The sequence below is a fragment of the Streptomyces sp. S186 genome, assembly GCF_051603415.1.
In the GTDB taxonomy this organism is placed as follows: domain Bacteria; phylum Actinomycetota; class Actinomycetes; order Streptomycetales; family Streptomycetaceae; genus Streptomyces.
On record NZ_CP193932.1, the window covers coordinates 7,694,193 to 7,715,229 of the forward strand.

22 protein-coding genes are annotated in these 21,037 nt (G+C 71.4%); 14 read left to right on the forward strand and 8 right to left on the reverse strand.

Features of this window, described 5'->3' with window-relative positions; genetic code table 11:
- Positions 1–4: 4 nt before the first annotated feature.
- From ACRAS8_RS33500 to ACRAS8_RS33520, 5 genes are all read left to right on the forward strand, one after another.
- The gene (locus ACRAS8_RS33500; protein WP_438489786.1) at positions 5–436 is read left to right on the forward strand and encodes a helix-turn-helix domain-containing protein; all 432 of its coding nucleotides are present in this window, start codon (positions 5–7) and stop codon (positions 434–436) included.
- Positions 433–1,350: an alpha/beta fold hydrolase gene (locus ACRAS8_RS33505; RefSeq protein ID WP_438489787.1), complete on the forward strand. Its 918-nt coding sequence runs from the start codon at positions 433–435 to the stop codon at positions 1,348–1,350. The genes ACRAS8_RS33500 and ACRAS8_RS33505 overlap by 4 nt, the downstream gene beginning before the upstream one ends.
- A 122-nt stretch (positions 1,351–1,472) precedes the next feature.
- A complete protein-coding gene (locus ACRAS8_RS33510) occupies positions 1,473–2,696 on the forward strand; it encodes a cytochrome P450 (RefSeq protein ID WP_438489788.1) in 1,224 nt (407 codons plus the stop codon).
- Between the two features lie 158 nt (positions 2,697–2,854).
- A complete protein-coding gene (locus ACRAS8_RS33515; protein WP_438489789.1) occupies positions 2,855–3,739 on the forward strand; it encodes an SAM-dependent methyltransferase in 885 nt (294 codons plus the stop codon).
- A gap of 74 nt (positions 3,740–3,813) precedes the next feature.
- Positions 3,814–4,656, forward strand: a complete 843-nt coding sequence (locus ACRAS8_RS33520; RefSeq protein WP_438489790.1) for an SAM-dependent methyltransferase — start codon at positions 3,814–3,816, stop codon at positions 4,654–4,656.
- A gap of 44 nt (positions 4,657–4,700) precedes the next feature.
- On the opposite strand, the gene ACRAS8_RS33525 is transcribed toward ACRAS8_RS33520, so the two are convergent.
- A complete protein-coding gene (locus ACRAS8_RS33525) occupies positions 4,701–5,225 on the reverse strand; it encodes an ATP-binding protein (RefSeq protein ID WP_438489791.1) in 525 nt (174 codons plus the stop codon).
- Between the two features lie 197 nt (positions 5,226–5,422).
- Here ACRAS8_RS33525 and ACRAS8_RS33530 point away from each other — a divergent pair, with 197 nt between their 5' ends.
- The gene (locus tag ACRAS8_RS33530) at positions 5,423–5,659 is read left to right on the forward strand and encodes a DUF397 domain-containing protein (RefSeq protein WP_438489792.1); all 237 of its coding nucleotides are present in this window, start codon (positions 5,423–5,425) and stop codon (positions 5,657–5,659) included.
- 127 nt (positions 5,660–5,786) lie between these two features.
- Entirely contained in the window at positions 5,787–6,698 is a 912-nt protein-coding gene (locus ACRAS8_RS33535; protein WP_438489793.1) for a helix-turn-helix domain-containing protein, read from the forward strand.
- A 55-nt stretch (positions 6,699–6,753) separates the two neighbouring features.
- Here ACRAS8_RS33535 and ACRAS8_RS33540 read toward each other — a convergent pair whose 3' ends face one another.
- Positions 6,754–7,758: a YdcF family protein gene (locus ACRAS8_RS33540; RefSeq protein WP_438489794.1), complete on the reverse strand. Its 1,005-nt coding sequence runs from the start codon at positions 7,756–7,758 to the stop codon at positions 6,754–6,756.
- Positions 7,759–7,892: 134 nt separating this feature from the next.
- Between ACRAS8_RS33540 and htpG the strand changes: the two genes are divergently transcribed.
- Complete coding sequence (gene htpG / locus ACRAS8_RS33545; protein WP_438489795.1) at positions 7,893–9,794, forward strand: molecular chaperone HtpG; 1,902 nt, start codon at positions 7,893–7,895, stop codon at positions 9,792–9,794.
- A gap of 112 nt (positions 9,795–9,906) precedes the next feature.
- Here htpG and ACRAS8_RS33550 read toward each other — a convergent pair whose 3' ends face one another.
- Positions 9,907–10,497, reverse strand: coding sequence for a DinB family protein (locus ACRAS8_RS33550; protein ID WP_438489796.1), 591 nt, complete (start codon positions 10,495–10,497; stop codon positions 9,907–9,909).
- A gap of 167 nt (positions 10,498–10,664) precedes the next feature.
- Between ACRAS8_RS33550 and ACRAS8_RS33555 the strand changes: the two genes are divergently transcribed.
- The gene (locus tag ACRAS8_RS33555; RefSeq protein ID WP_438489797.1) at positions 10,665–11,588 is read left to right on the forward strand and encodes an LLM class F420-dependent oxidoreductase; all 924 of its coding nucleotides are present in this window, start codon (positions 10,665–10,667) and stop codon (positions 11,586–11,588) included.
- A 212-nt stretch (positions 11,589–11,800) separates the two neighbouring features.
- Complete coding sequence (locus tag ACRAS8_RS33560) at positions 11,801–13,405, forward strand: ABC-F family ATP-binding cassette domain-containing protein (RefSeq protein ID WP_438489798.1); 1,605 nt, start codon at positions 11,801–11,803, stop codon at positions 13,403–13,405.
- 106 nt (positions 13,406–13,511) lie between these two features.
- Here ACRAS8_RS33560 and ACRAS8_RS33565 read toward each other — a convergent pair whose 3' ends face one another.
- Together ACRAS8_RS33565 and ACRAS8_RS33570 are read right to left on the reverse strand one after the other, a co-directional pair.
- Positions 13,512–14,303 (reverse strand): DsbA family protein, encoded by a 792-nt coding sequence (locus ACRAS8_RS33565; protein WP_438489799.1) that lies wholly within the window; start codon positions 14,301–14,303, stop codon positions 13,512–13,514.
- Positions 14,304–14,492: 189 nt separating this feature from the next.
- Positions 14,493–15,305 carry a GNAT family N-acetyltransferase gene (locus ACRAS8_RS33570; protein ID WP_438489800.1) on the reverse strand — a complete coding sequence of 271 codons (813 nt, stop codon included), beginning with the start codon at positions 15,303–15,305 and terminating at the stop codon, positions 14,493–14,495.
- A 234-nt stretch (positions 15,306–15,539) separates the two neighbouring features.
- On the opposite strand from ACRAS8_RS33570, the gene ACRAS8_RS33575 reads away from it, so the two are divergent.
- Positions 15,540–16,343, forward strand: coding sequence for an alpha/beta fold hydrolase (locus tag ACRAS8_RS33575; protein ID WP_438490671.1), 804 nt, complete (start codon positions 15,540–15,542; stop codon positions 16,341–16,343).
- Positions 16,344–16,404: 61 nt separating this feature from the next.
- Here the strand turns inward: ACRAS8_RS33575 and ACRAS8_RS33580 are convergent, their stop codons facing one another.
- Both ACRAS8_RS33580 and ACRAS8_RS33585 read right to left on the reverse strand, forming a co-directional pair.
- On the reverse strand, positions 16,405–16,860 hold the full coding sequence (locus ACRAS8_RS33580) for a GNAT family N-acetyltransferase (protein ID WP_438489801.1): 456 nt from the start codon (positions 16,858–16,860) through the stop codon (positions 16,405–16,407).
- Positions 16,861–16,906: 46 nt separating this feature from the next.
- The gene (locus tag ACRAS8_RS33585) at positions 16,907–17,452 is read right to left on the reverse strand and encodes a helix-turn-helix domain-containing protein (RefSeq protein ID WP_438489802.1); all 546 of its coding nucleotides are present in this window, start codon (positions 17,450–17,452) and stop codon (positions 16,907–16,909) included.
- A 142-nt stretch (positions 17,453–17,594) separates the two neighbouring features.
- On the opposite strand from ACRAS8_RS33585, the gene ACRAS8_RS33590 reads away from it, so the two are divergent.
- Positions 17,595–18,794 carry an alpha/beta hydrolase family protein gene (locus ACRAS8_RS33590; RefSeq protein ID WP_438489803.1) on the forward strand — a complete coding sequence of 400 codons (1,200 nt, stop codon included), beginning with the start codon at positions 17,595–17,597 and terminating at the stop codon, positions 18,792–18,794.
- Positions 18,795–18,838: 44 nt separating this feature from the next.
- Here the strand turns inward: ACRAS8_RS33590 and cynR are convergent, their stop codons facing one another.
- Complete coding sequence (gene cynR / locus ACRAS8_RS33595) at positions 18,839–19,744, reverse strand: transcriptional regulator CynR (RefSeq protein WP_438489804.1); 906 nt, start codon at positions 19,742–19,744, stop codon at positions 18,839–18,841.
- A gap of 149 nt (positions 19,745–19,893) precedes the next feature.
- Here cynR and ACRAS8_RS33600 point away from each other — a divergent pair, with 149 nt between their 5' ends.
- Entirely contained in the window at positions 19,894–20,496 is a 603-nt protein-coding gene (locus ACRAS8_RS33600; RefSeq protein ID WP_438489805.1) for a carbonic anhydrase, read from the forward strand.
- A 20-nt stretch (positions 20,497–20,516) separates the two neighbouring features.
- Positions 20,517–21,011 (forward strand): cyanase, encoded by a 495-nt coding sequence (gene cynS, locus ACRAS8_RS33605; protein ID WP_438489806.1) that lies wholly within the window; start codon positions 20,517–20,519, stop codon positions 21,009–21,011.
- The last annotated feature ends 26 nt before the right edge of the window (positions 21,012–21,037 follow it).

Below are 21,037 nucleotides of genomic sequence, written 5' to 3' on the forward strand. Positions count from 1 at the left end.
TTTCATGAGTGACCGTTTGTACTCCGTGGAGCAGGTGGCCGAGCGACTCGGGCTGCATGTACGCACCGTCCGCAACTACGTGCGCGACGGGCGGCTGCCCGCGGTCCGGATCGGCAAGCAGTACCGCATCGCGCACGAGGACCTGGAGGTCTTCACCGGCCGTCCGGTGCCCGCGCCCGACACCGGACCGGCCGGGCGGGAGCGGCACACCGAGGTGTCGAGCATCGTCGAGATCGAGGGCGTCGACCGGGTGACGGCCGACCGCCTGACCACGCTCATGATGACCGCGGCCGCCGGCCGTGGCCCGGGGGAGCGTCCGCTGCGGATCGAGACGGTCCACGACAAGGACCGGGCCCGGCTGAAGGTCGTCGTCCTGGGCGGACTGGCCGACACGGCCCGGCTGTTGGACTACATGGAGGGGGTGCTCCAGTCATGAGCACGAGAGAAGGCGGGGGAGCCGTGCGCACGGACGCGGGTGCGGAGGTGCGTTCCGACGTGCGGGCGCTCTACAAGTCGCAGGCCGGCGCGGCGGAGATTCTGCGGCGCTATCGGGCGGCGCTGGAGTCCTGGCCGGTGCCGGCCGAGCACGTAAGGGTGCCGACGAGGCAGGGGGAGACGTTCGTCGTCGTGTCCGGGCCGGCGGACGCACCGCCCCTGGTGCTGCTGCACGGTTCCGGCGCGAACACGACGATGTGGCTGGGCGACGTCGCCGACTGGTCCCGGCACTTCCGCACCTACGCCGTGGACGTCATCGGCGAGCCCGGCCTCAGCGCGCCGGCCCGGCCGTCGCTGGCTTCGGAGGACCCCGCGCGATGGCTGGACGAGGTGCTGGACGGGCTGGGGATCTCCGCAACGGCCTTGGTGGGGACCTCACTTGGCGGCTGGTGGGCACTGGACTACGCCCGGCGGCGGCCGGAGCGGGTGACGCGGCTGGCACTGCTGTGCCCCGGCGGGATCGGACGGCAGAAGGTGGGCTGGCTGTTCAGGGCACTGCTGCTGCGCGCCCTGGGGCGCAGGGGAGTCGTCCGGTCGGTGCGTAAGGGGGCCGGTCTGGAGGACCCGGGGCTCCAGTCCGTCCTCGACACGGTGGTCCTCACCTTCACGCACTTCAGGCCGCGTACCGAGCGGCTGCCGATCGTCGCGGACGAGGCGCTGCGCCGACTCGCCATGCCGGTGCTGGTGATCGCCGGCGGGCGGGACGCGCTGTTCGACTCGGCCGGCACCGCGCGGCGGGTGCGGGCGTGCGTACCGCGGGCGACGGTCCACCTCCTGCCCGAGGCCGGACACGCCCTCTTCGGGCAGACCGACACCGTCCTCGACTTCCTGCGCGCCCCGGAGCCCGCACGCTAGGCCGCCACCGGGCGAGGGCCGCCGCTCACGCCCGGTGGTCCGCCATGCGCGCCCCCTGCGCATCGGCGCACCCCGGCGGCTCTCTGGACGAGCCTGTCGCACTGCCCCTAGCGTCACGCGTCGTGACGAGCATTCCGGAGCCTCCCGACATCCTGTCACCCGAGTTCGCGACCGACCCGTATCCGGCGTACCGCGTACTGCGCGAGCACTACCCACTGCTGTACCACAAGGGCACCGGCAGCTATCTGTTATCCCGTTACGAAGACGTCGAACGCGCCTTCCGTGAGCCGGTGTTCAGCACCGACAGCTACAGCTGGCAGCTGGAACCGGTACACGGAGGCCGCACCCTGCCACAGATGAGCGGCCGCGAACACGCGGTCCGCCGGGCCCTGGTGGCGCCCGCCTTCCGCGGCCGGGAACTGCGGGAGACGTTCCTGCCGCTCATCGAGCGGAACGCCCGCGAGCTGATCGACGGCTTCCGCGGCGCGGACGAGGTGGACCTGGTGGCGCGGTTCGCCACCCGCCTCCCGATCAACGTGATCGTCGACATGCTCGGCCTGGACCGGGCCGACCACGACCGCTTCCACGGCTGGTACACCGCGGTCGTCGCCTTCATCTCCAACCTCGGCCAGGACCCCGGGATCGCGGCGGCCGGCCGCCGCGCGAGCCGGGAACTCGCGGCGTACCTGCACCCGGTCATCCAGGAACGGCGGGCCGCGCCCGGCGACGACCTGCTCTCCCGGCTGTGCACCGCCGAGGTCGAAGGCGTCCGGATGAACGACCGGGACATCACCGCGTTCGTGAGCCTGCTGCTGTCCGCGGGCGGTGAGACCTCGGACAAGGCCCTCGCCCTGATTGTCCGCAGCCTGCTCGCCCACCCCGACCAACTCGCCGCGGTCCGCACCGAGCGCTCGCTGATCCCCGCCGCCTTCGCCGAGACGCTGCGGCACACCCCACCGGTCCAGATGATCATGCGTCAGCCCGCCGAGGACGTCACCCTCAGCGGCGGCACCGTGCCTGCCGGAGCCACCGTCGTCTGCCTGATCGGCGCCGCCAACCGGGACCCGCGCCGCTACGCCAGGCCCGACGCCTTCGACCTCTTCCGCACCGACCTCGACCCGGGCACCGCCTTCAGCGCCGCCGCGCAGCACGTCGCCTTCGGACTCGGCCGGCACTTCTGTGTGGGCGCCCTGCTGGCCAGGGCCGAGGTCGAGACCGGCGTCAACCAACTCCTCGATGCGTTCCCCGCCCTGCGGCTCGCGAGCGGTTCCCCACCGAAGGAAGTGGGTGTCTTCACGAGGGGGCCGGGGCAACTGTGGCTCCGCCTGGGCGGAGAGGCGGGCTGACGGGTCCGAGCGCCCCGCACGCACTCGGTCAGCTCCCGGGCCCCTCTGGCCCCGGCGTAGCTCCTTGCGTGGCCAGGCCGTCCCGACCAGAGTGACGACATGGCATCCATGTCCGATTTTTCCGGTCCGTTCGCGCCTGTGCCGGTGGAGGAGTCCGCATGACGGAGTTCGAGCAGTGGGACATCGTCACCGGGATCGGGCTGACCGCACTCGGCGTCGCGGCCGGGCGGGCGCTGGAGACCGAACGCCCCGACCGCCTGGTCAGCGACCCCTACGCCGACGCCTTCCTGGCGGCGGCGGACGCGCCGGTGTCCGTGCCGCGACGGCTCGCGGACACGGAGCCGCTGTCCGCCGCCGCCCGCGCCATGTGGACCTCGATGGCGGCGTACCTCGGCGTCCGCTCGCTGTTCTTCGACCGCTTCCTGATGACCGCGACGGCCGGCGGGATCACCCAGGTCGTGGTGGCCGCCGCCGGCCTCGACGCCCGGGCGTTCCGGCTGGAGTGGCCGCCGGGCACCGAGCTGTTCGAGATCGACCAGCCGCGGGTGCTGGAGTTCAAGGACGACGTACTGGACCGCCTCGGTGCCCGGCCCCGGTGCGGCCGGCACGTCGTCCCGATCGATCTGCGGGACGACTGGCCCGCCGCTCTGGAGGACGCCGGGTTCGACCGCGGCCGGGCGGCCGTATGGCTGGCCGAGGGGCTGCTGCCCTTCCTGACCGCCGCCGCCGAGCGGCTGCTCTTCGACCGCGTCAGCCGGCTCTCCGCACCCGGCAGCCGGCTGGCCGCCGAACACCTGGCGCCGAGCGTCCGGGCGATCGTCGGGGAGCCGGAGTACCGCGCGGCCACCAGGCAACTCGGCGTCGACCTCGTCGACCTGTGGCACTTCGACGACAAGGAGGACCCCTGCCGGCCACTCACCTCCGCCGGCTGGGACGTACGGACCGTCCCGGCGTACGAGGTCGCCGCGGCGTACCGGCGGGAGCTCCACGGCCCGATGGGCCGCACCGTGGCACACAGTCGCTTCCTCACCGCCGAGCGCTAGCACCAGCCAACGCACTAGGGTGGCCGGGAAGTTGCGGGGGCTGCGCGTCAGCACGACGGAAGGAAGACCAGGACATGGCGGTGCCGGAGGACTGGATGGGGGCGCGGCCCCAGGAGCCGATCGATCTGCACACCGATCGGCCGCACGCCGCCCGCGTCTACGACGTACTGCTCGGCGGCAAGACCAACTACCCGGCGGACCGGGAGGCGGCCGAGCAGGCCCTCGCGTCGCTGCCCAACGCCGCCATGATCGCCCGGCAGAACCGCGCCTTCATGCACCGTGCGGCCCGCTACCTCGCGGGCGAGGCCGGCATCCGGCAGTTCCTGGACATCGGCACCGGCATCCCGACCTCGCCCAACCTCCACGAGCTCGTCCAGGCGGCCGCGCCGGAGGCCCGTATCGTCTACGCCGACAACGACCCGATCGTGCTGGCGCATTCACGGGCACTGCACACCAGCCACCCCGACGGCCGGACCGCCTACATCCAGGCCGACCTCGGCCGCCCCCAGGACATCCTGCGGGACGCGACCCTGCGGGACACCCTCGACCTCGGCCAGCCGGTGGCCCTGACCCTGATCGCCGTTCTGCACTGGCTCCCGCCGGAGCGCGACGCCTACGCCGTCGTCCGCGAGCTGATGGACGCGTTCGCCCCGGGCAGCTACGTGGCCCTGACGTACGCCACCGCCGACTTCGAGCCGGAGGCACTGCGGGAGATCGCGGACAACTTCGAGTCCAAGGGCTCCCATGTGCGCACCCGCACCCGGGCCGAGGTGCTGCGCTTCTTCGACGGCCTGGAACTGGTCGACCCCGGCCTGACCGTGGTCCACCGCTGGCGTCCCGACCCCGTCGAGGTCGGCGCCGACTCCCTCTCCGACGCGGAGCTGCCGCTCTACGCCGGGCTCGCCCGCAAGGGCTGACCGGCGTCCCCGCGGCACCGGCACGACGGACGGTGCCGCGGGCCTCACTCCGCGGTCGGCAGCGCGGCCCATACGGCCTTGCCGGCCGCCGTCGGGGTGGTCCAACCCCATGACTGGCTGAGGCAGTCGATGATGTGCAGCCCGCGCCCGCTCTGGGCGAGCTGGTCGGGCTCCCGCACCACCGGAACGTCCGTGCTGTGGTCGCAGACCGTGCACAGGACGAGGTCCCGGCAGCGCAGCAGCCCCAGCCACAGCGGGCGCGGGGCGGCGCCCAGGAGGTGCCCGGCGGGCTTGGCGAGCCCGTGGCGCAGGGCGTTGGAGAGCAACTCCGTGACGACCAGTACGGCGTTGTCGACGAGGGGCCCGAGATTCCATCCGCTGAGCGTGGCCCCGGTGAAGCGGCGGGCCTCCGAGCCGGCCCGGCCGTCCGCCGTCAGGGCGCGGGCGGCCAGATCGGCGGGGCGGACGGCCCGGTCGTCGTGCGGAACGCCCTGTGGCGCCTGCGCGAGCCAGCGGCCGAGGGGTTCAACGGGGAACTCGGCAGCCGGTCCTGCCGGGTGGGTGGTCATCACGAACTCCGTGGCTGCCTGCGGAACTTCATCACGATCGAGTGAGGGGGTTCCACTATTCCTTGGCGACGGCTGGCGCTGCAAGTGCATCTGCAATTACATTCGAGGCGGACGTAATTGCATCGGTAAGTGCAGCCGTACGTGCGGTGGCATGTGATGCCTGGTCAGACACCTGCGCATAACAAGGGAGTGGCAGGATGCAGCAGTTCGACAACGGCGTGGCCGCGGACCTGATCGAGGGCGCGGTCTGGAGGAAGAGCCGGCGCAGCGCGCCCGGTGGCGACTGCGTCGAGGTCGCCCGGCTGGCCGACGGCGGCTTCGCCGTCCGCAACTCCCGTGATCCGCACGGGCCGGCGCTGATCTACACCCACGCGGAGATGGCCGCGTTCGTCGGCGGCGCCAAGGACGGCGACTTCGACGCGCTGCTGAGCTGAGCGGCGGGCGCGCGGCGGACCCACGCCGGCGGGTCCGCCGCGCATCGCAACGATGGCGCGTTTCTGTACCTGGTGACCCGCAAGTGCGACACTGGTGGTATCAACACTGTCGCTCACGGGAGTTGGGATGACCGCGATGATGCGGCCGGAAGCCGAGCTGTCGATAACGCGCTACCTGAAAGAGACGCAGGTAGGGCCCACCGCCGCGCGCATCGTGCTGGGCGCCCAGCTCCGGAGGCTGCGCACCGGCGCGGGCATTTCGCGTGAGGACGCGGGCAAGACGATCCGTGGTTCTCACGCCAAGATCACCCGTCTTGAAAGAGGGCAAGTAGGCTTCAAGAGACAGGACCTGGCCGATCTGCTGACGCTCTATCGCATTCTCGATCCGGAGCGCCGGGCCGACTACTTCGAGCTGGCGGACCAGGCCAACTCCAGCGGCTGGTGGCACGAGTACAGCGACGTCCTGGAGGACTGGTTCGAACTCCACCTCGGCCTGGAGGAGGCCGCCGCGCTGATCCGCACCTACCAGGTGCAGTTCCTGCCCGGCCTGCTCCAGACCGAGGAGTACGCCCAGGCGGTCACCCGCATCGGCTACCCCAACGCGCCGCAGGAGAAGGTGGACCGCCTGGTCGCGCTGCGGATGGAGCGCCAGCGGCTGCTCACCCGGCCGGAGGCCCCGCGGCTGTGGGCGGTGGTGGACGAGGCGGTGCTGCACCGCCCGTTCGGCGGCACCGAGGTGATGGCCGCCCAGCTGCGCCACCTCCTCAAGGCGGTGCAGATGCCGAACGTCACGTTGCAGATCGCCCCCTTCAGCGTGGGGGCGAACGCGGCGGCCGGCGCCCCGTTCAGCATTCTCCGGTTCGCCGAACCGGAACTCCCCGACAAGGTCTATCTGGAACAGCTGACCAGCGCCCTGTATCTGGACAAGCAGGAGTCGGTGGACCAGTACACGGCGGTCATGGACCGGCTGTGCACGGAGGCCAACACACCGGCGGAGACCAGCGCCTTCCTGACCCGGCTGATCGACCGGCTCGACTGATCCGAAGAAGGTGCCTCCGCGGCCGTGGGCCGCGGAGTCCGTGGGCCGGCCCCGCTCAGCGGGCCCACCAGACCAGTGCCCCGCCGAGGACGAGCAGCAGACAGACCCCGAGGTTGATCACCTTGTGGGCCAGGAACACCGCGGCGAACTCGCGGATCGTCGCGCTCGGCCAGAAGTACGCGGCGGTGGGAGAACCCACGACCTGGCCGTTGAGGCCGGTCTTCCGGGCCATCAACGCGGCCCGGAACACGTGGTAGTTGTTGGTGACGACCACACAGCGGTAGTCCGGCTTCGCCTCCGTCATCAGCGTCCGGCTGAACCGCAGGTTCTCCTCCGTGGTCCGCGAACGGTCCTCGCGCACGATCCGGTCCGCCGGAAACCCGCGCTCGACGAGGTAGTCGGCCATCGCATGGGACTCCGGGAGCTTCTCGTCCGGACCCTGGCCGCCGGAGGTGATCAGCAGCGGTGTGGAACCCCGCGCCACCAGCCGCTCGTACACCGCGCGCCCCCGCTCCAGCCGACTGGCCAGCAACGGCGGCACCTTGGACCCGCCGATCAACCCGGAACCGAGCACCACGACATAGTCGGCCTGCCGCCGCACCGGCCATCGCCCGTAGAGGAAGGCATATCCCACGAAGCAGAGGAAGAGAAACGAGACATAGCCGACCATTCCGACGGTGACCCCGGCGATCACCAGCAGGCCGACCGTGTGCAGGACAACCGCCGTGACCAGCAACACGATCACGCCGATGATGCCGAGCCCGGCGAGCAGCGACAGCAGGTTGGCCGGGCGGCGGCCCTCCTTGCGCACCATCGTCACACCATTGGCGATCAGGAAGCCGGCGAGGACCACCGTGCCGAGCGCGGGCAGCACCACCAGTGCCAGTCCGGCGACCGCTCCCCATACGGGATGCGACCGCCCCAGGGTGCCGACCGTCGCCAACAGCCCGAAGGCCACGGCCAGTCCCAGATGGACGGCGTTGCCGAACCGGCGGCGGTCGCGCAGCACACCGAAGCAGAAGAGGAGAAGGAACAACAGCGCGGGGGAGAAGGCCAACATGCCCGCATCGTAGACAGCGATCGCAGGTCGATGATCGTCGTTTCGCCGACCAGGGCGCTCCACGGGCGGACGCGCTGATTAAAGTGACGGCAGTAAGCCCGGCGATCCATGATCAAGTGAGGTAATCGCGAACCATGCCGACCGAAACGTTTGAGTTCCAGGTGGAGGCTCGTCAGCTGCTCCAGCTGATGATCCACTCGATCTACTCGAACAAGGACGTCTTCCTCCGGGAGCTAGTCTCCAACGCCTCCGACGCGCTGGACAAGCTGCGTCTGGCCGCGCTGCGCGACGACACCCTCGACGCCGACGTCTCCGACCTGCACATCGAGCTGGAGATCGACAAGGACGCCCGTACGCTCACGGTGCGCGACAACGGCATCGGGATGTCGTACGACGAGGTCGGTCAGCTCATCGGCACCATCGCCAACTCGGGTACGGCCGCCTTCCTCCAGGAGCTGAAGGAGGCCAAGGACGCGGCCGGTGCGGAGGGGCTGATCGGCCAGTTCGGCGTCGGCTTCTACTCCGGCTTCATGGTGGCCGACGAGGTGACCCTGCTGACGCGGCGCGCGGGCGAGAAGAAGGGCACCCGCTGGGCGTCCCGGGGCGAGGGCACCTACACCCTCCAGGAGGTCGACGAAGCGCCGCAGGGCACCTCGGTGACGCTGCACCTCAAGCCGGCCGACTCCGACAACCAGCTGCACGACTACACCTCGCCGTGGAAGCTCAAGGAGATCGTCAAGCGCTACTCGGACTTCATCACCTGGCCCGTCAAGCTGGTCGGGGAGACCGCGAACGACGGCGACGAGCCCGCCGAGCCCGAGACGCTGAACTCGATGAAGGCGCTGTGGGCGCGCTCGCGCGACGAGGTGTCCGAGGACGAGTACCACGAGCTGTACAAGCACATCAGCCATGACTGGCGCGACCCGCTGGAGACCGTCCAGCTGCAGGCCGAGGGGACCTTCGAGTACCAGGCACTGCTGTTCGTCCCGTCGCACGCCCCGCACGACCTGTTCACCCAGAACTACCAGCGCGGCCTGCAGCTGTACGTCAAGCGCGTGTTCATCATGGACGACTGCGAGGCGCTGCTGCCGCCGTACCTCCGCTTCGTCAAGGGCGTGGTCGACGCCCAGGACCTCTCGCTCAACGTGTCCCGCGAGATCCTCCAGCAGGACCGGCACATCCTCATGATGCAGCGGCGGCTGACGAAGAAGGTGCTGGCGTCGGTCAAGACCATGAAGGCCGACGACGCCGAGCGCTACGGCACCTTCTGGCGGGAGTTCGGCGCGGTGCTCAAGGAAGGGCTGATCACCGACTCCGACAACCGCGACGCGCTGCTCGCGGTGTCGTCGTTCGCGAGCACGCACGACGAGGACGAGCCGGTCACGCTGGAGCAGTACGTGGCGCGGATGCGGGACGGCCAGGAGGACATCTACTACATCACCGGCGAGTCCCGGCAGAGCATCGACAACTCCCCGCACGTGGAGGCGTTCCGGGAGCGGGGCATCGAGGTGCTGCTGCTCACCGACCCGGTCGACGAGGTGTGGGTCGACGTGGTCGGCGAGTTCCAGGGCAAGCGGCTGCAGTCGATCACCAAGGGAGAGATCGACCTCGGTGCGCAGGGGGACGAGAAGTCCGAGGACGAGCGGGAGAAGCAGGCCGAGCAGTACGCGGACCTGCTGGGCTGGATGACCGAGCAGCTGGCCGACGACGTCAAGGAGGTGCGTCTGTCGTCGCGCCTGACGGTCTCGCCGGCCTGCATCGTCGCGGGCGCCGAGGATCTGACCCCGGCGCTGGAGAACATGTACCGGGCCATGGGGCAGGAGGTGCCGCACACCAAGCGCATCCTCGAACTCAACCCCGCCCACCAGCTGGTGCAGGGCCTGAACCAGGCATACGGGGAGCGCGAGGACCGGTCCGACCTCACCGAGACCGCCGAACTGCTCTACTCCCTGGCCGTCCTGGCCGAGGGCGGCCGGCCGACCGACCCCGCGCACTTCGTGAAGGTGGTGGCGGACCGCCTGGGCCGCACCCTGTGATCAGGCGCCGCCCCGTGACGCGGACCTGAGCGCGGCACGAGAGCGTCCGCCGGCGGCCGACCCCGGCCTCCGGCGGACGCTCCGCTCACGCCCGGTGCACGTCAGAAGCGCCCTAGCCCATGCTCTTGGCGCCGTCCAGGCACTCGCGGATGATGTCGGCGTGCCCGGCGTGCTGCGCGGTCTCGGCGACGATGTGCATCAGCACCCGGCGGGCCGACCACTGCGTGCCGGGCTCGAACCAGGGTGCCTTGGGCAGCGGCCAGGCACGGTCCAGGTCGGGCAGGGCGGCCACCACCTCGTCGGTCCGGCGGGCCGTTTCCTCGTACTCGGCCAGTACGCCGGCCAGCGTCTCACCGGGCAGCATCCGGAAGCTGTCCGCGCGACGGGCCAGGTCGTCCTCGGTCAGCGCCGTGAAGTCCGGCAGCGCCGAGGCGCCGTGCAGGATGAAGTTCACCCAGTGCTCCTCGGCCGCGCTGACGTGCTTGATCAGACCGCCCAGACACAACTCGCTGGCGGTGGTGCGCCGCCCGGCCTGCTCGTCGGTGAGGTCACGGGCCGCGAACCGCAGGAAGTGCCGGTGCTTGGCCAGCGCCTCCAGCCATTCGGCACGCTCACCGGTGACGGCCGGGGCCTGGCCGGCCGGGGACTCGGACTGGTCCTGGGTGGTCGCCTGGGTGCGGGTGGTCGCCTGGGTGTCGGTCATGGTCTCCGCCTTTCGGTGTTCTCGTGCGGTGGTGAGGACCACAGTAGGGAGCTAGGAGGACAGGTGCTGTCCTAGATGAGCAAGTCCGCCGAGAAGCTGAAAGTCGGTGGTGGGGAAGCGGTGGTTGGTCGGGAATCATGCGTCAACGCACGCTGTTGACAACGGACATGACCGTAGGAGTTGCCCTCAACCCGACCGATCCCGTCAACCAGATCGACGCGAGCGTGGCGCTCGCCAAGGAGGCCGCGGCCGCCGGACTGCGATCCGCCTGGTTCGGCCAGACCTTCGGCGCGGACTCGCCCCAGCTCGCCGCGATCGTCGGCCGCGAGGTGCCGGGACTGCATGTGGGCACGTCCGCCGTCCCCGTCTTCGGACGCCACCCGCTGGTCGTCTCCAGTCAGGCGCAGACCGCGCAGGCGGCCACGCACGGCCGCTATCACCTCGGGCTCGCGCTCGGCACCAAGCTCCTGACCGAGGGCGGCTTCGGCCTCCCCTTCGAGCGGCCCGTAGCCCGCCTGCGGGAATTCCTCACCGCGCTGCGGCAGTTGACCGAGACCGGCAGCGCCGACTTCCACGGCGAGCTGCTCACCGCGGCGACTCCCATACCCGCCCGGGTGCCGGGCGCGGAGTCCGGAGTCCCGCTGCTCGTCGCCGCGATGGGCCCGCGGGCCCTGCGGGTCAGCGGCGAGCTGGCGGACGGCATCCTGCCCTACCTCGCCGGGCCCCGGGCCCTCGCCGACCACATCGTGCCGGCCGTCACCGCCGCCGCCGAGGCCGCCGGGCGCCCCGCGCCCCGGATCGTGGCACTCGTCCACGGCGTGGTCACCGACGACGCCGACGCGGTCCGCGCCACGGCCGCCGAGCAGCTGGCCTTCTACGAGCAGATACCCTCCTACGCCCGAGCCATCGAACTCTCCGGCGCCCGGCGGGCCGTCGATGTCGCGGTGATCGGTGACGAGAAGACGGTCGCCGCCGAGGTAGAGCGCTACCGCGACGCCGGGGCGACGGAAGTGGTGTTCTCCGGAACGGAGATCGCCGGCGCCACCAACCGGCGCCGCACCTGGGACCTCCTGGGCTCTCTGGCGGGCTGACCGGGCTCGTTGGCGGCCTGACTGAGCCCTCTGGTGAGCCGGCCGGTCGCCCGGGCGGGCCGGCTGGCCGGGCGCGCTTCCGGAAGAAAAGCGGATGCACCGCTCCCCGGGCCTCCGTTACGGTGTCCGCATGTCTACGCCCCGAATTTCCTAGCTGAGGACCCGCTTCCACGCCAGAAGTGTGTCCTCGTGCTTTTTCGGAGCGTTATCCCATGATCACCGTCCGCGATGTCGAGCTGCGCGCCGGCGCCCGCCTGCTTCTCTCCGATGTCTCCTTCACCGTCTCTCCCGGCGACCGGATCGGCCTGGTCGGCCGCAACGGAGCGGGCAAGACCACCCTGATGACCGCCCTCGCGGGCCAGACCAGGCCCGCCGCCGGGACCGTCACCCACACCGGCCCGGTCGGCTATCTCGCCCAGGACTCCCGGGCCGCGGACCCGGCCGGCACGGTCGCCGACCGGATCCTCTCCGCCCGCGGCCTGGACGTGGCCCTGCGCCGGCTGCGTGCGGCCGAGTCCGCGATGGCCGACGCCGACGACCCGCGTGGGCTGGAGCGCGCGATGGCCGCCTACGCCCGCGCGGAGAGCGCCTTCCAGGCCGGCGGCGGGTACGGTGCGGAGGCCGAGGCGGCCCGGGTCGCCGCGGGGCTCGGCCTGCCGCAGCGGGTGCTGAACGAGCCCGTCGGCGCCCTCTCCGGCGGCCAGCGGCGCCGCGTCGAACTGGCCCGCATCCTCTTCGCCGGGCACCACGGCACCCTGTTGCTGGACGAGCCCACCAACCACCTCGACGCCGACTCGGTCGCCTGGCTCCGCACCTTCCTCCAGGCCCACCAGGGCGGCCTGGTGGTGATCAGTCATGACACCGGCCTGCTCGCGGACGTCGTCAACCGGGTCTTCCACCTCGACGCCACCCGCGCGACGATCGACCTCCACAACACCGGCTGGACCGCGTACCTCGCCCAGCGGGACGCGGACGAGCGGCGCCGCACCCGCGAACGGTCCAACGCCGAACGCAAGGCCGCGGCCCTGCACGCCCAGGCCGAGAAGATGAAGGCCCGCTCGGCCACCGCCGTGATGGCCAAGAGCATGGCCCGCCGCGCCGACCGCATGCTCGCCGATCTCGAACCGGCCCGGCGCAGCGAGAAGGTCGCCCGGATCCGGCTGCCCGAGCCGCAGCCCTGCGGCCGGACGCCGCTCGGCGCGATCAGCCTCGCCAAGTCCTACGGCGATCACCAGGTCCTCACCGGTGTGGACCTGGCCGTGGACCGGGGCAGCCGCCTGGTGATCCTCGGCTTCAACGGCGCCGGGAAGACCACCCTGCTGCGGATTCTCGCCGGCGCCGAGACCCCGGACGCCGGCCGGGTCGTGCACGGACCGGGACTGCGGCTGGGCTACTTCGCCCAGGAACACGACACACTCGACGGCATCCGCACCGTCCGGGACAACCTCGCGACCGCCGCCCCGCATCTCACGGACCAGGAGATCCGCCGGGTGCTGGGGGCGTTCCTGTTCACCGGGGACGACGCCGACAAGCCCGCCGGGGTCCTCTCCGGTGGCGAGAAGACCCGCCTCGCCCTGGCCGGACTCGTCCACTCCGGGGCCAATGTGCTGCTCCTGGACGAGCCGACCAACAACCTCGACCCCGCCTCCCGCGACGAGGTCCTGGCCGCGGTCGGCTCCTACCCCGGCGCGATCGTGATGGTCACCCACGACGAGGGCGCCATCGACGCCCTGCGCCCCGACCGGGTGCTCCTGCTGCCGGACGCGGACGAGGACCTGTGGAGCGAGGACTACCGGGATCTGGTGACCCTGGCCTGACCGACGGCGACCGGAACCGACTGGCACCGATCGGCCGTGTCCTTCCCGGCCGATCGGTGCCCTGGTCTCATCAGTGTTCTGGCCTCATCGGTGTCCTGGTCTCACCTCACGGAGTAGGCGTGGGCGAGGGAGTGGCCGGCGCCGCGGCCGCCACCTGGCGCGCCTCCTTGGTGACCAGGGCGGTGAGCTTCTTCGGCGTCAGCTGGGTCCTGGGGTCCGGGAGGGTGCGCCCGTTGACCTGGACGACGGGGACCGGACCCAGGCCCGAGGCGGCGTACTCCTCCTGTGCCTTCTTCACCCAGCCCTGGCGCGAGCCGCGGTCGAGGCACAGGTCGAAGGTGTCGTGCTCGATCTTCTTGGCCTTCTTGGCGATCTCCTTGAGGAGCTTGCGGTCCTTCAGGCCGTCGGTCGTCGGGGCCGGCTGGTGCTGCCACAGCTGGTCCATGAACGGGCCGAAGCGGCCCTGGTCCTGGGCGCAGGCGGCCGCGGCGGCGGCCTCCCGCGCGCCGGTGCCCCCGTACTGCCGGTCGCTCTGGGTGACCAGCCGGTAGTTGATCTGGACCTGGCCGGACGCCAAGAGGCGCGAGAACGTGTCGGCGTACTGCTGGGCGAAGGCGCGCGAGTCGGGGCTGCGCGGGTCCTCGTACACGGTCAGCGTGACCGGGATGGTCGGCTTGACCGGAAGATCCAGCTTTGTGTCGCCCGTCTTCCCCACGGCGCCGGAGGGCGGCTCGATCGCCGTCGCCTCGTTGGCGCGGGAGAACTGGCCGACCACGACCGCCGCTCCGCAGACCACGGCCAGGCCGACGGCCGTCACCGCGTAGTTGCGCCACTTGGCGCGGGAGCTCTTTCGCGTCGCGTCGCCACCGTTGTCCGTTTTCCCTGCGGAGGCCACCATGCGCACCCTTTCACCAGGCATTTCACTGTGCTCGCCGACGGCGCCGGGCGTGCTGCCGGGCCGTCCTCAGCCGCCCTCGCGTGGAGCGGGTCACGGCTGTGGCACGCACAGTGTGGCAGCTTCCGCTCCCTGCTTCGGGGGCGGGGCCCGGAGCGCCCGCTTCACACGACGGTGAGAGAGCCCGGTGCGTCAGGACGCGGTCGGCGCCCATACGTAGGGCGTGGTGGTGGTCACCGCGTGGAAGCCCAGCCGGCGCAGGATGGGCGCGCTGTCGGCGGAGGCGTCGACCTGGAGGTACTTCACCCCGCGGGCGGCCGCGAGTTCGGCGCGGGCGGCTACCAGCGCGCGGTAGATTCCCCGGCCGCGCCAGCCCGGTAGCGTCGAGCCGCCCCACAGGCCGGCGAAGTCCGTTCCGCCGCGGAAGACCAACCACGCCGCGCAGACCACCTCGCCGCCGGCTTCGGCCACCATGACGGCGATCTCGTCCGGGTCCGCCGCGACCCGGCTGATCAGATCCTCGGCCAGCCAGCTCCAGTCCTGCCCCCAGACGGCCGACTCCATAGCGGCGATGCGGTGCATGTCGGCGTCCGCGGTCACCCGCCGCACAACAACCCCTTCCGGCAGGACCGGTGCCACACCCATCTCCTTCGCCAGGCCGATCAGGACCGTCTCCGGCTCCTCGGGGACGAAGCCCGCGGCGCGCAGCCGGTCGGTGAGGTCGGCCGGCCGGTCGTGCCCCCGGGTCTTCCACTCCACCGCCTCACCGCGGGCCGCGAAGTAGTCGCGCTGCCGGGCGATCAGCCGGTCCAACTCGGCGCCGCGCACCCCGACATCCCGCGGCGCGCTCACAAAACCACGGAACTGGCCGACGATGCGCAGCAGCGGACCGTCCTGCTCGTAGCCGACCCCCTCGGGTGGGGTGGGCGGTACGCCCCGCATCTGCTCGTCGTAGGCCGCGAGCAAGCCGTCGATGTCCGTCACAGGAGAGACGGTACGAGCCATGGCAACTGGTTTTCCGGGCGTCGGCTCGGTTGGACCGGGCGCCGCCCTCGCCGGCCGTCGCGAGTATCGTCACCCCATACCCCTCAAACCCCCTCCCGAGCCCCGAGCTTCCCGAGCCGCCCAAAGCCCTCAACGCCCCTCAGGAGGAACGAAGATGAAGTTACCCACGACGACAGAGACCAAGCCATGACCAACCCCCTGACCAATCCTCCGATCGAGCCCCTGACGAAGCCCATGTCCATCACCATGACCGTCGAGACCGCGACGGTGCGGGGCCTGCGGCTGGCCTATGCGGACGCCGGCGGGCCCGGCGAGCCGGTGCTGGCCCTGCACGGCCACTTCGGGCGGGCCCGGACCTTCGCCGGACTGGCGGCCGCGCTGGCACCGGAGTTCCGGGTGATCGCCCTGGAACAGCGCGGCCACGGCCAGAGCGAACACTCCGACGACCTCTCCCCGGACGCCTATGTGGCCGATGCCGCCGCGTTCGTGCGAGCCCTCGGGCTGGGCCCGCTGCCGGTGCTCGGCCACTCGATGGGCGGCGTGGTGGCGTTCCGCCTGGCGGCGCGCCATCCCGAACTCGTCCGGGCCCTGGTCGTGGCGGAGGGCGGCGCGCTCAACCGCCGCCCCGAGGTGGCCCATCCGGTCCTGGACGTCCGGGACTGGCCGCACCGCGCGCCGACGCTGGACGCCCTGCGCCACGAGGTCGAGGCGCGCGGCATCCCGGACGCCGGATACTTCCTGGAGAGCGCAGTCGAACACCCCGACGGCTGGGGTTTCCTCTTCGACCATGCGGACATGATGCGGTCGCAGGAGGCCCTGATCGGTGACTGGTGGCCCGACTGGCTGGCCGGCACCTGCCCGGCGCTGCTGCTGCACGGCCTGGACAGCTTCGTCCTGCCGACGCCGATGGCACGGGAGATGGCCGAGCGCCGGCCGGCCACCATCCTGCGGGAGTTCCCCGGTTGCGGGCACTGGCTGTACGACGACGATCCGGCCGGATTCGCCGCCGCGGTAAGGGAGTTCCTGACCGCGCTGTAAGCGGCGGCCTCGCCGGTCCCGGCGACGGGGCCTGCCGACACCCACCGGGAGGCCGCCCGGACTACAACTCCCGCGTCATGAACGCACTGTTCGGGTCGGGCCGGTAGCCCGCGAACGGCGCACAGTGCACAAACCCGAACTTCTCGTAGAGCCGCCGGGCAGGCAGAAAGAAGTCGGCCGCCCCCGTCTCCAGGCTCAACCGCCGAAAGCCCCGGGAGCGGGCCTCGCCGATGAGGTGCGTGAGGAGCAGTGAGGCGATCCCGCTCCGCTTCCGTGCGGGCGTCGTGCGCATCGACTTCAGCTCGGCGTGCTCCGCGTCCAGTCGCTTGAGCGCACCGCAGCCCACCAGCCGGTCGCCGTCCCGCACCGTCCAGAAGGTGACCTCGGGCCTGCGCAGCGCGTCGAGATCGAGGGCGTGCTTGCTCTCGGGAGGGGATACCGCCCTCATCTGCTGGACGTGCTCCTCAAGGAACGCGGCGATGTCGGGTCCGGAGAGGTCGTCTGTCGCGATCTGCACGGGGGCTTTTCTCCTTCGGGTCGGAGGGGAACGGTGGTGGCCGCGCTCATTCTCTCCCGGCCGGTGGCTCCGCGACCGGGAACAGGATGGGGCTGAGGAGGTACCGGGACCGGTCGGACGCCGGCCCGTTGGCCAGGCGCGGCGCGATGACGCTGCGCAAATCGCCGATCAGCGCGTGGAGTTCGGCATCGCTCAGCCACACGGCGTGCTGCCGGTACCCCACCAGATCGTCCGCCGGCGCGGCGTGCTCCTGGTCGAGGTAGGCGTTGAACTCGGTGAGCAGGACGGTCATGGCGACGGCGAACGCGCGGCGGTGGTCGTCGGGTGTCAGCGAGGCGACGGTCTCCGGAGTGAGCGTCGCCCGCTCCTGGCACAGCCGGTACCGGCGTTCCACCGCGCCGCGCACCCGCCGTTCGTCGGCCACCTCCAGGACGCCGCCGGCGGCGAGCAGTTCGAGGTGCCGGTAGACGGTGGCCTTGGAGACCTCGTGGATCCGTGCGCACAGCTCGGAGGCGGTCAGCAGCTGCCCGCCCCGCATCAGGTGCACGATGCGCAGGCGTACCGGGTGGGCCAGAAGCTCCAATGGATCCATGTCCCTACGTTCGCACGCTGTGTTACCTTTCTCAAAACTTGAGAAAGGGTTGGGGGAGGACATGCGGGAAACCGAAACCGGGCCGGCGGCCGTCGCCAAGTCCGTTGCGGAGAGGGCCTGTCGGGGGGAGTTTGAGGGGATCGTGGCGCTGTTCGCACCGTCGCTGCGGACCCTGGTCTCCGCGGAGGTCGTGCGGACCGCCTGGGACGAGCGTCTCGGCGAGGTCGGGCCCGTCACCGCCGTCCAGGTGCCCGTCAGCGAACCGGCGGCGGCCGGACTGGTCCGGGTCGGTGTCCCTCTCACCTGTGCGCGGGGCGGTTTCACCCTGGTCATGTCGGTGGACGAGGCGGGCCTGCTGCACGGCCTGCGCCTGGCCGCACCGGCTACCGCGTCCTGGACGCCCCCGCCCTATGCCGACCCGCGGACGTTCACCGAACACGAGATCACCGTCGGCTCCGGGCCGCTGGCCGTACCGGGCACCCTCGCCCTGCCGCACGCCCCCGGCCCGCGCCCGGCCGTGGTGTTGCTCAGCGGCGGCGGCCCCTTCGACCGCGACGAGACCAGCGGACCCAACAAGCCCCTCAAGGACCTCGCGTGGGGACTGGCCACCCACGGGGTGGCGGTCCTGCGCTTCGACAAGGTGACCCACACCCACGCCGCCGCCCTGGCCGACCGGCACGACCTCACCATGACGGACGAATACGTCCCGCACGCCGTCGCCGCCGTCCAACTGCTCCGGGATCACCCGGCCGTGGACCCCGCCCGCGTCTTCGTTCTCGGCCACAGCATGGGCGGCAAGGTCGCCCCGCGCGTCGCCGCCGCCGAACCGTCCGTCGCCGGCCTGGTGATCCTCGCCGGCGACACCCAGCCGATGCACCGGGCCGCCGTCCGTGTCGCCCGCCACCTCGCCGACCTCGCCCCGGCCCCTGCGGCCCAGGCACTCGTCGACACCCTCACCCGGCAGGCCGCGCTCGTCGACAGCCCCGACCTGTCACCCGCCACGCCCGCCGCCGACCTGCCCCTGGGGCTCTCCGGCTCCTACTGGCTGGACCTGCGCGCCTACGACCCCGTCGCGACCGCCGCCACACTCGACATCCCCCTGCTCATCCTCCAAGGCGGACGCGACTACCAAGTCACCGTCGAGGACGACCTCGCCGGCTGGCGGACCGGCCTGGCGCACCGCCCGGACGTCACCGTCCACGTCCACGACGCCGCCGACCACCTCTTCTTCCCGGGTACCGGACCCTCCACCCCCGCCGACTACCAACGCCCCCAGCATGTGGACCCCGCGGTCATCGCCGACATCGCCGCCTGGCTGGCCCCCGACACGGACGGCGTCTGAACCACCCGACACCGCCTGAACCACCGACACCGCCGCCCGGCGATTCAGGCCGGGGCGTAGCCGCGACTGCGGACCAGTTCCCGGGCCAGGCGGATGAACGCGCGGACCGCGGCGCTCCGATAGGCGTCGGTGCGACGCAGCAGGGTGACGGTCCGGGTGGGGAGTGCAGGGGAGAGAGGGAGCGGGGCCAGATGGGGATGGTCGTGCGTGACGGCGTCCGGGAGCACGGTCGCCAGTGAGGTGCGCCGGACGATCTCGGTGAGTGCCTGGATGGAGTTGGCCTCCACCGCGATCCGCGGGCTGACGCGGTGCTCGGCGAAGTAGGTGTCGATGTGTGTCCTGGTGGCGAAGTCGCCGCTCAGAAGGGCGAGTTGGCGGTCGGCTAGGTCGGCCACGGGTAGTGGCTTCAGCGGGTCGGCGCCTTCGCCCGAGGCGGCGGTGACCAGGCTGAGCGTCTCCGTGAACAGGGCCGCCGCCTCGATCCCGGCCAGATGGGGCCCTGCGAAGGCGATACCGAGATCGAGGTCGTCGTCCAGCAGCCCTGCCTCGATGCGATCCTGGGGCATCTCCCGAACGGCCAGCGTGACCCCGGGATGCCTGGCGTGGAGTTCCGCGGTGAGCGGGCCGACGAGGTAGGTGGTGAACGTCGGCGTCAGTCCCAGGCGCAGATGGCCGCGGGAGAGGTCCTGCACGTCGTGGACGGCCCGCTCGGCGGCGGCCAGATCGCGCAGCGCGTGCCTGGCGTGCTGGGCGTACGCCTCACCGGCGTCGGTGAGCCGCACGGTGCGGCCGGTGCGGTCCAGCAGCTGCACCCCGACGGTCCGCTCCAGCTGCCTGATCTGCTGGGAGAGCGTCGGCTGGGAGATGTGCAGGTCCTCGGCGGCGCGGGTGAAGCTGCCGCGTTCCGCCACGGCGAGCAGATAGCGCAGATGACGCAGTTCCAGGGCCATGCCCACCACTATAGGACCGCCTATAGATGCGGTCTATGGCAGGCATGCCAAGCAGCTCTTGGACTCAATAAGGGCAGGTCGTGCAAGGTGGAAATCGCCCGGCGGATCCGGTCGATCCGGAAGGCCGGCACACACCGAAGGGAACGACCATGCCTGACCTCGCCGAGCGCGTCGCCCGATTCCGACGCGACGTCTTCCCGGCCAAGGCGGACCTGTTCAGCCACCTGGCCACCCACCACCAACCCCACACCCTCTTCATCGGCTGCTCCGACGCCCGCGTCGTCCCGGAGCTCATCACCGCCTGCGAACCAGGCGAACTCTTCGTCATCCGCACCGCCGGCAACCTCGTCCCCGCCTACCATCCCCGGTACGGCGACGGGGTGACGGCGACCATCGAATACGCCGTCGCCGTCCTCGGCGTCACCGACATCGTGGTGTGCGGGCACGCCGCCTGCGGAGCGATGACCGCTCTCGCCGAAGGCCAGGACCTCGCCGGTGCCCCCGCGCTCGCCCACTGGCTCGACCACGCCGACGCCTCCCGGACCCGCGCGACGGCCGCCGGAACACCCACGGACGTGGCGACCCTGGTCCGGCAGAACGTACGGGCGCAACTGGCCAACCTGGCCACCCACCCCTCGGTCGCCCGCGCCCTCGCCGAGAACGCGGTCCGGCTGCACGGCTGGGTCTACGACATCGCCACCGGCACCGTCGAGCCCACCGAACCCCCGCACGACCCGACCTCCACCGCCTGACCCCGAAAGGAAGCACTCCCATGACCGACTCCCGTACCGGCACCACGCCCCACGCCCAGTTGCACCCGGCCGCTCGCCAGGCACTCGCCGACGCCGCCGTCGAGGCCAAGACCCGCAAGAACCTCACCTGGCAGCAGATCGCCGACGCCGCCGACCTGTCGGTCGCGTTCGTCGCCGCCGCCGTCCTCGGCCAGCACGCCCTGCCCGCCCGGTCCGCCCAGGCAGTGGCCGACCTGCTGGGCCTCGACGACGACGCGGCGATGCTGCTCCAGACCATCCCCACCCGCGGCTCGATCCCCGGCGGCATCCCCACCGACCCGACCATCTACCGCTTCTACGAGATGCTCCAGGTCTACGGCACCACCCTCAAGGCCCTGGTCCACGAGCAGTTCGGCGACGGCATCATCAGCGCCATCAACTTCAAGCTGGACGTGAAGAAGGTCGCCGACCCCGAGGGCGGCGAACGCGCCCTCATCACTCTGGACGGCAAGTACCTGCCGACCAAGCCGTTCTGATGAGCGGTCAGCGAAAGTATCAGCCA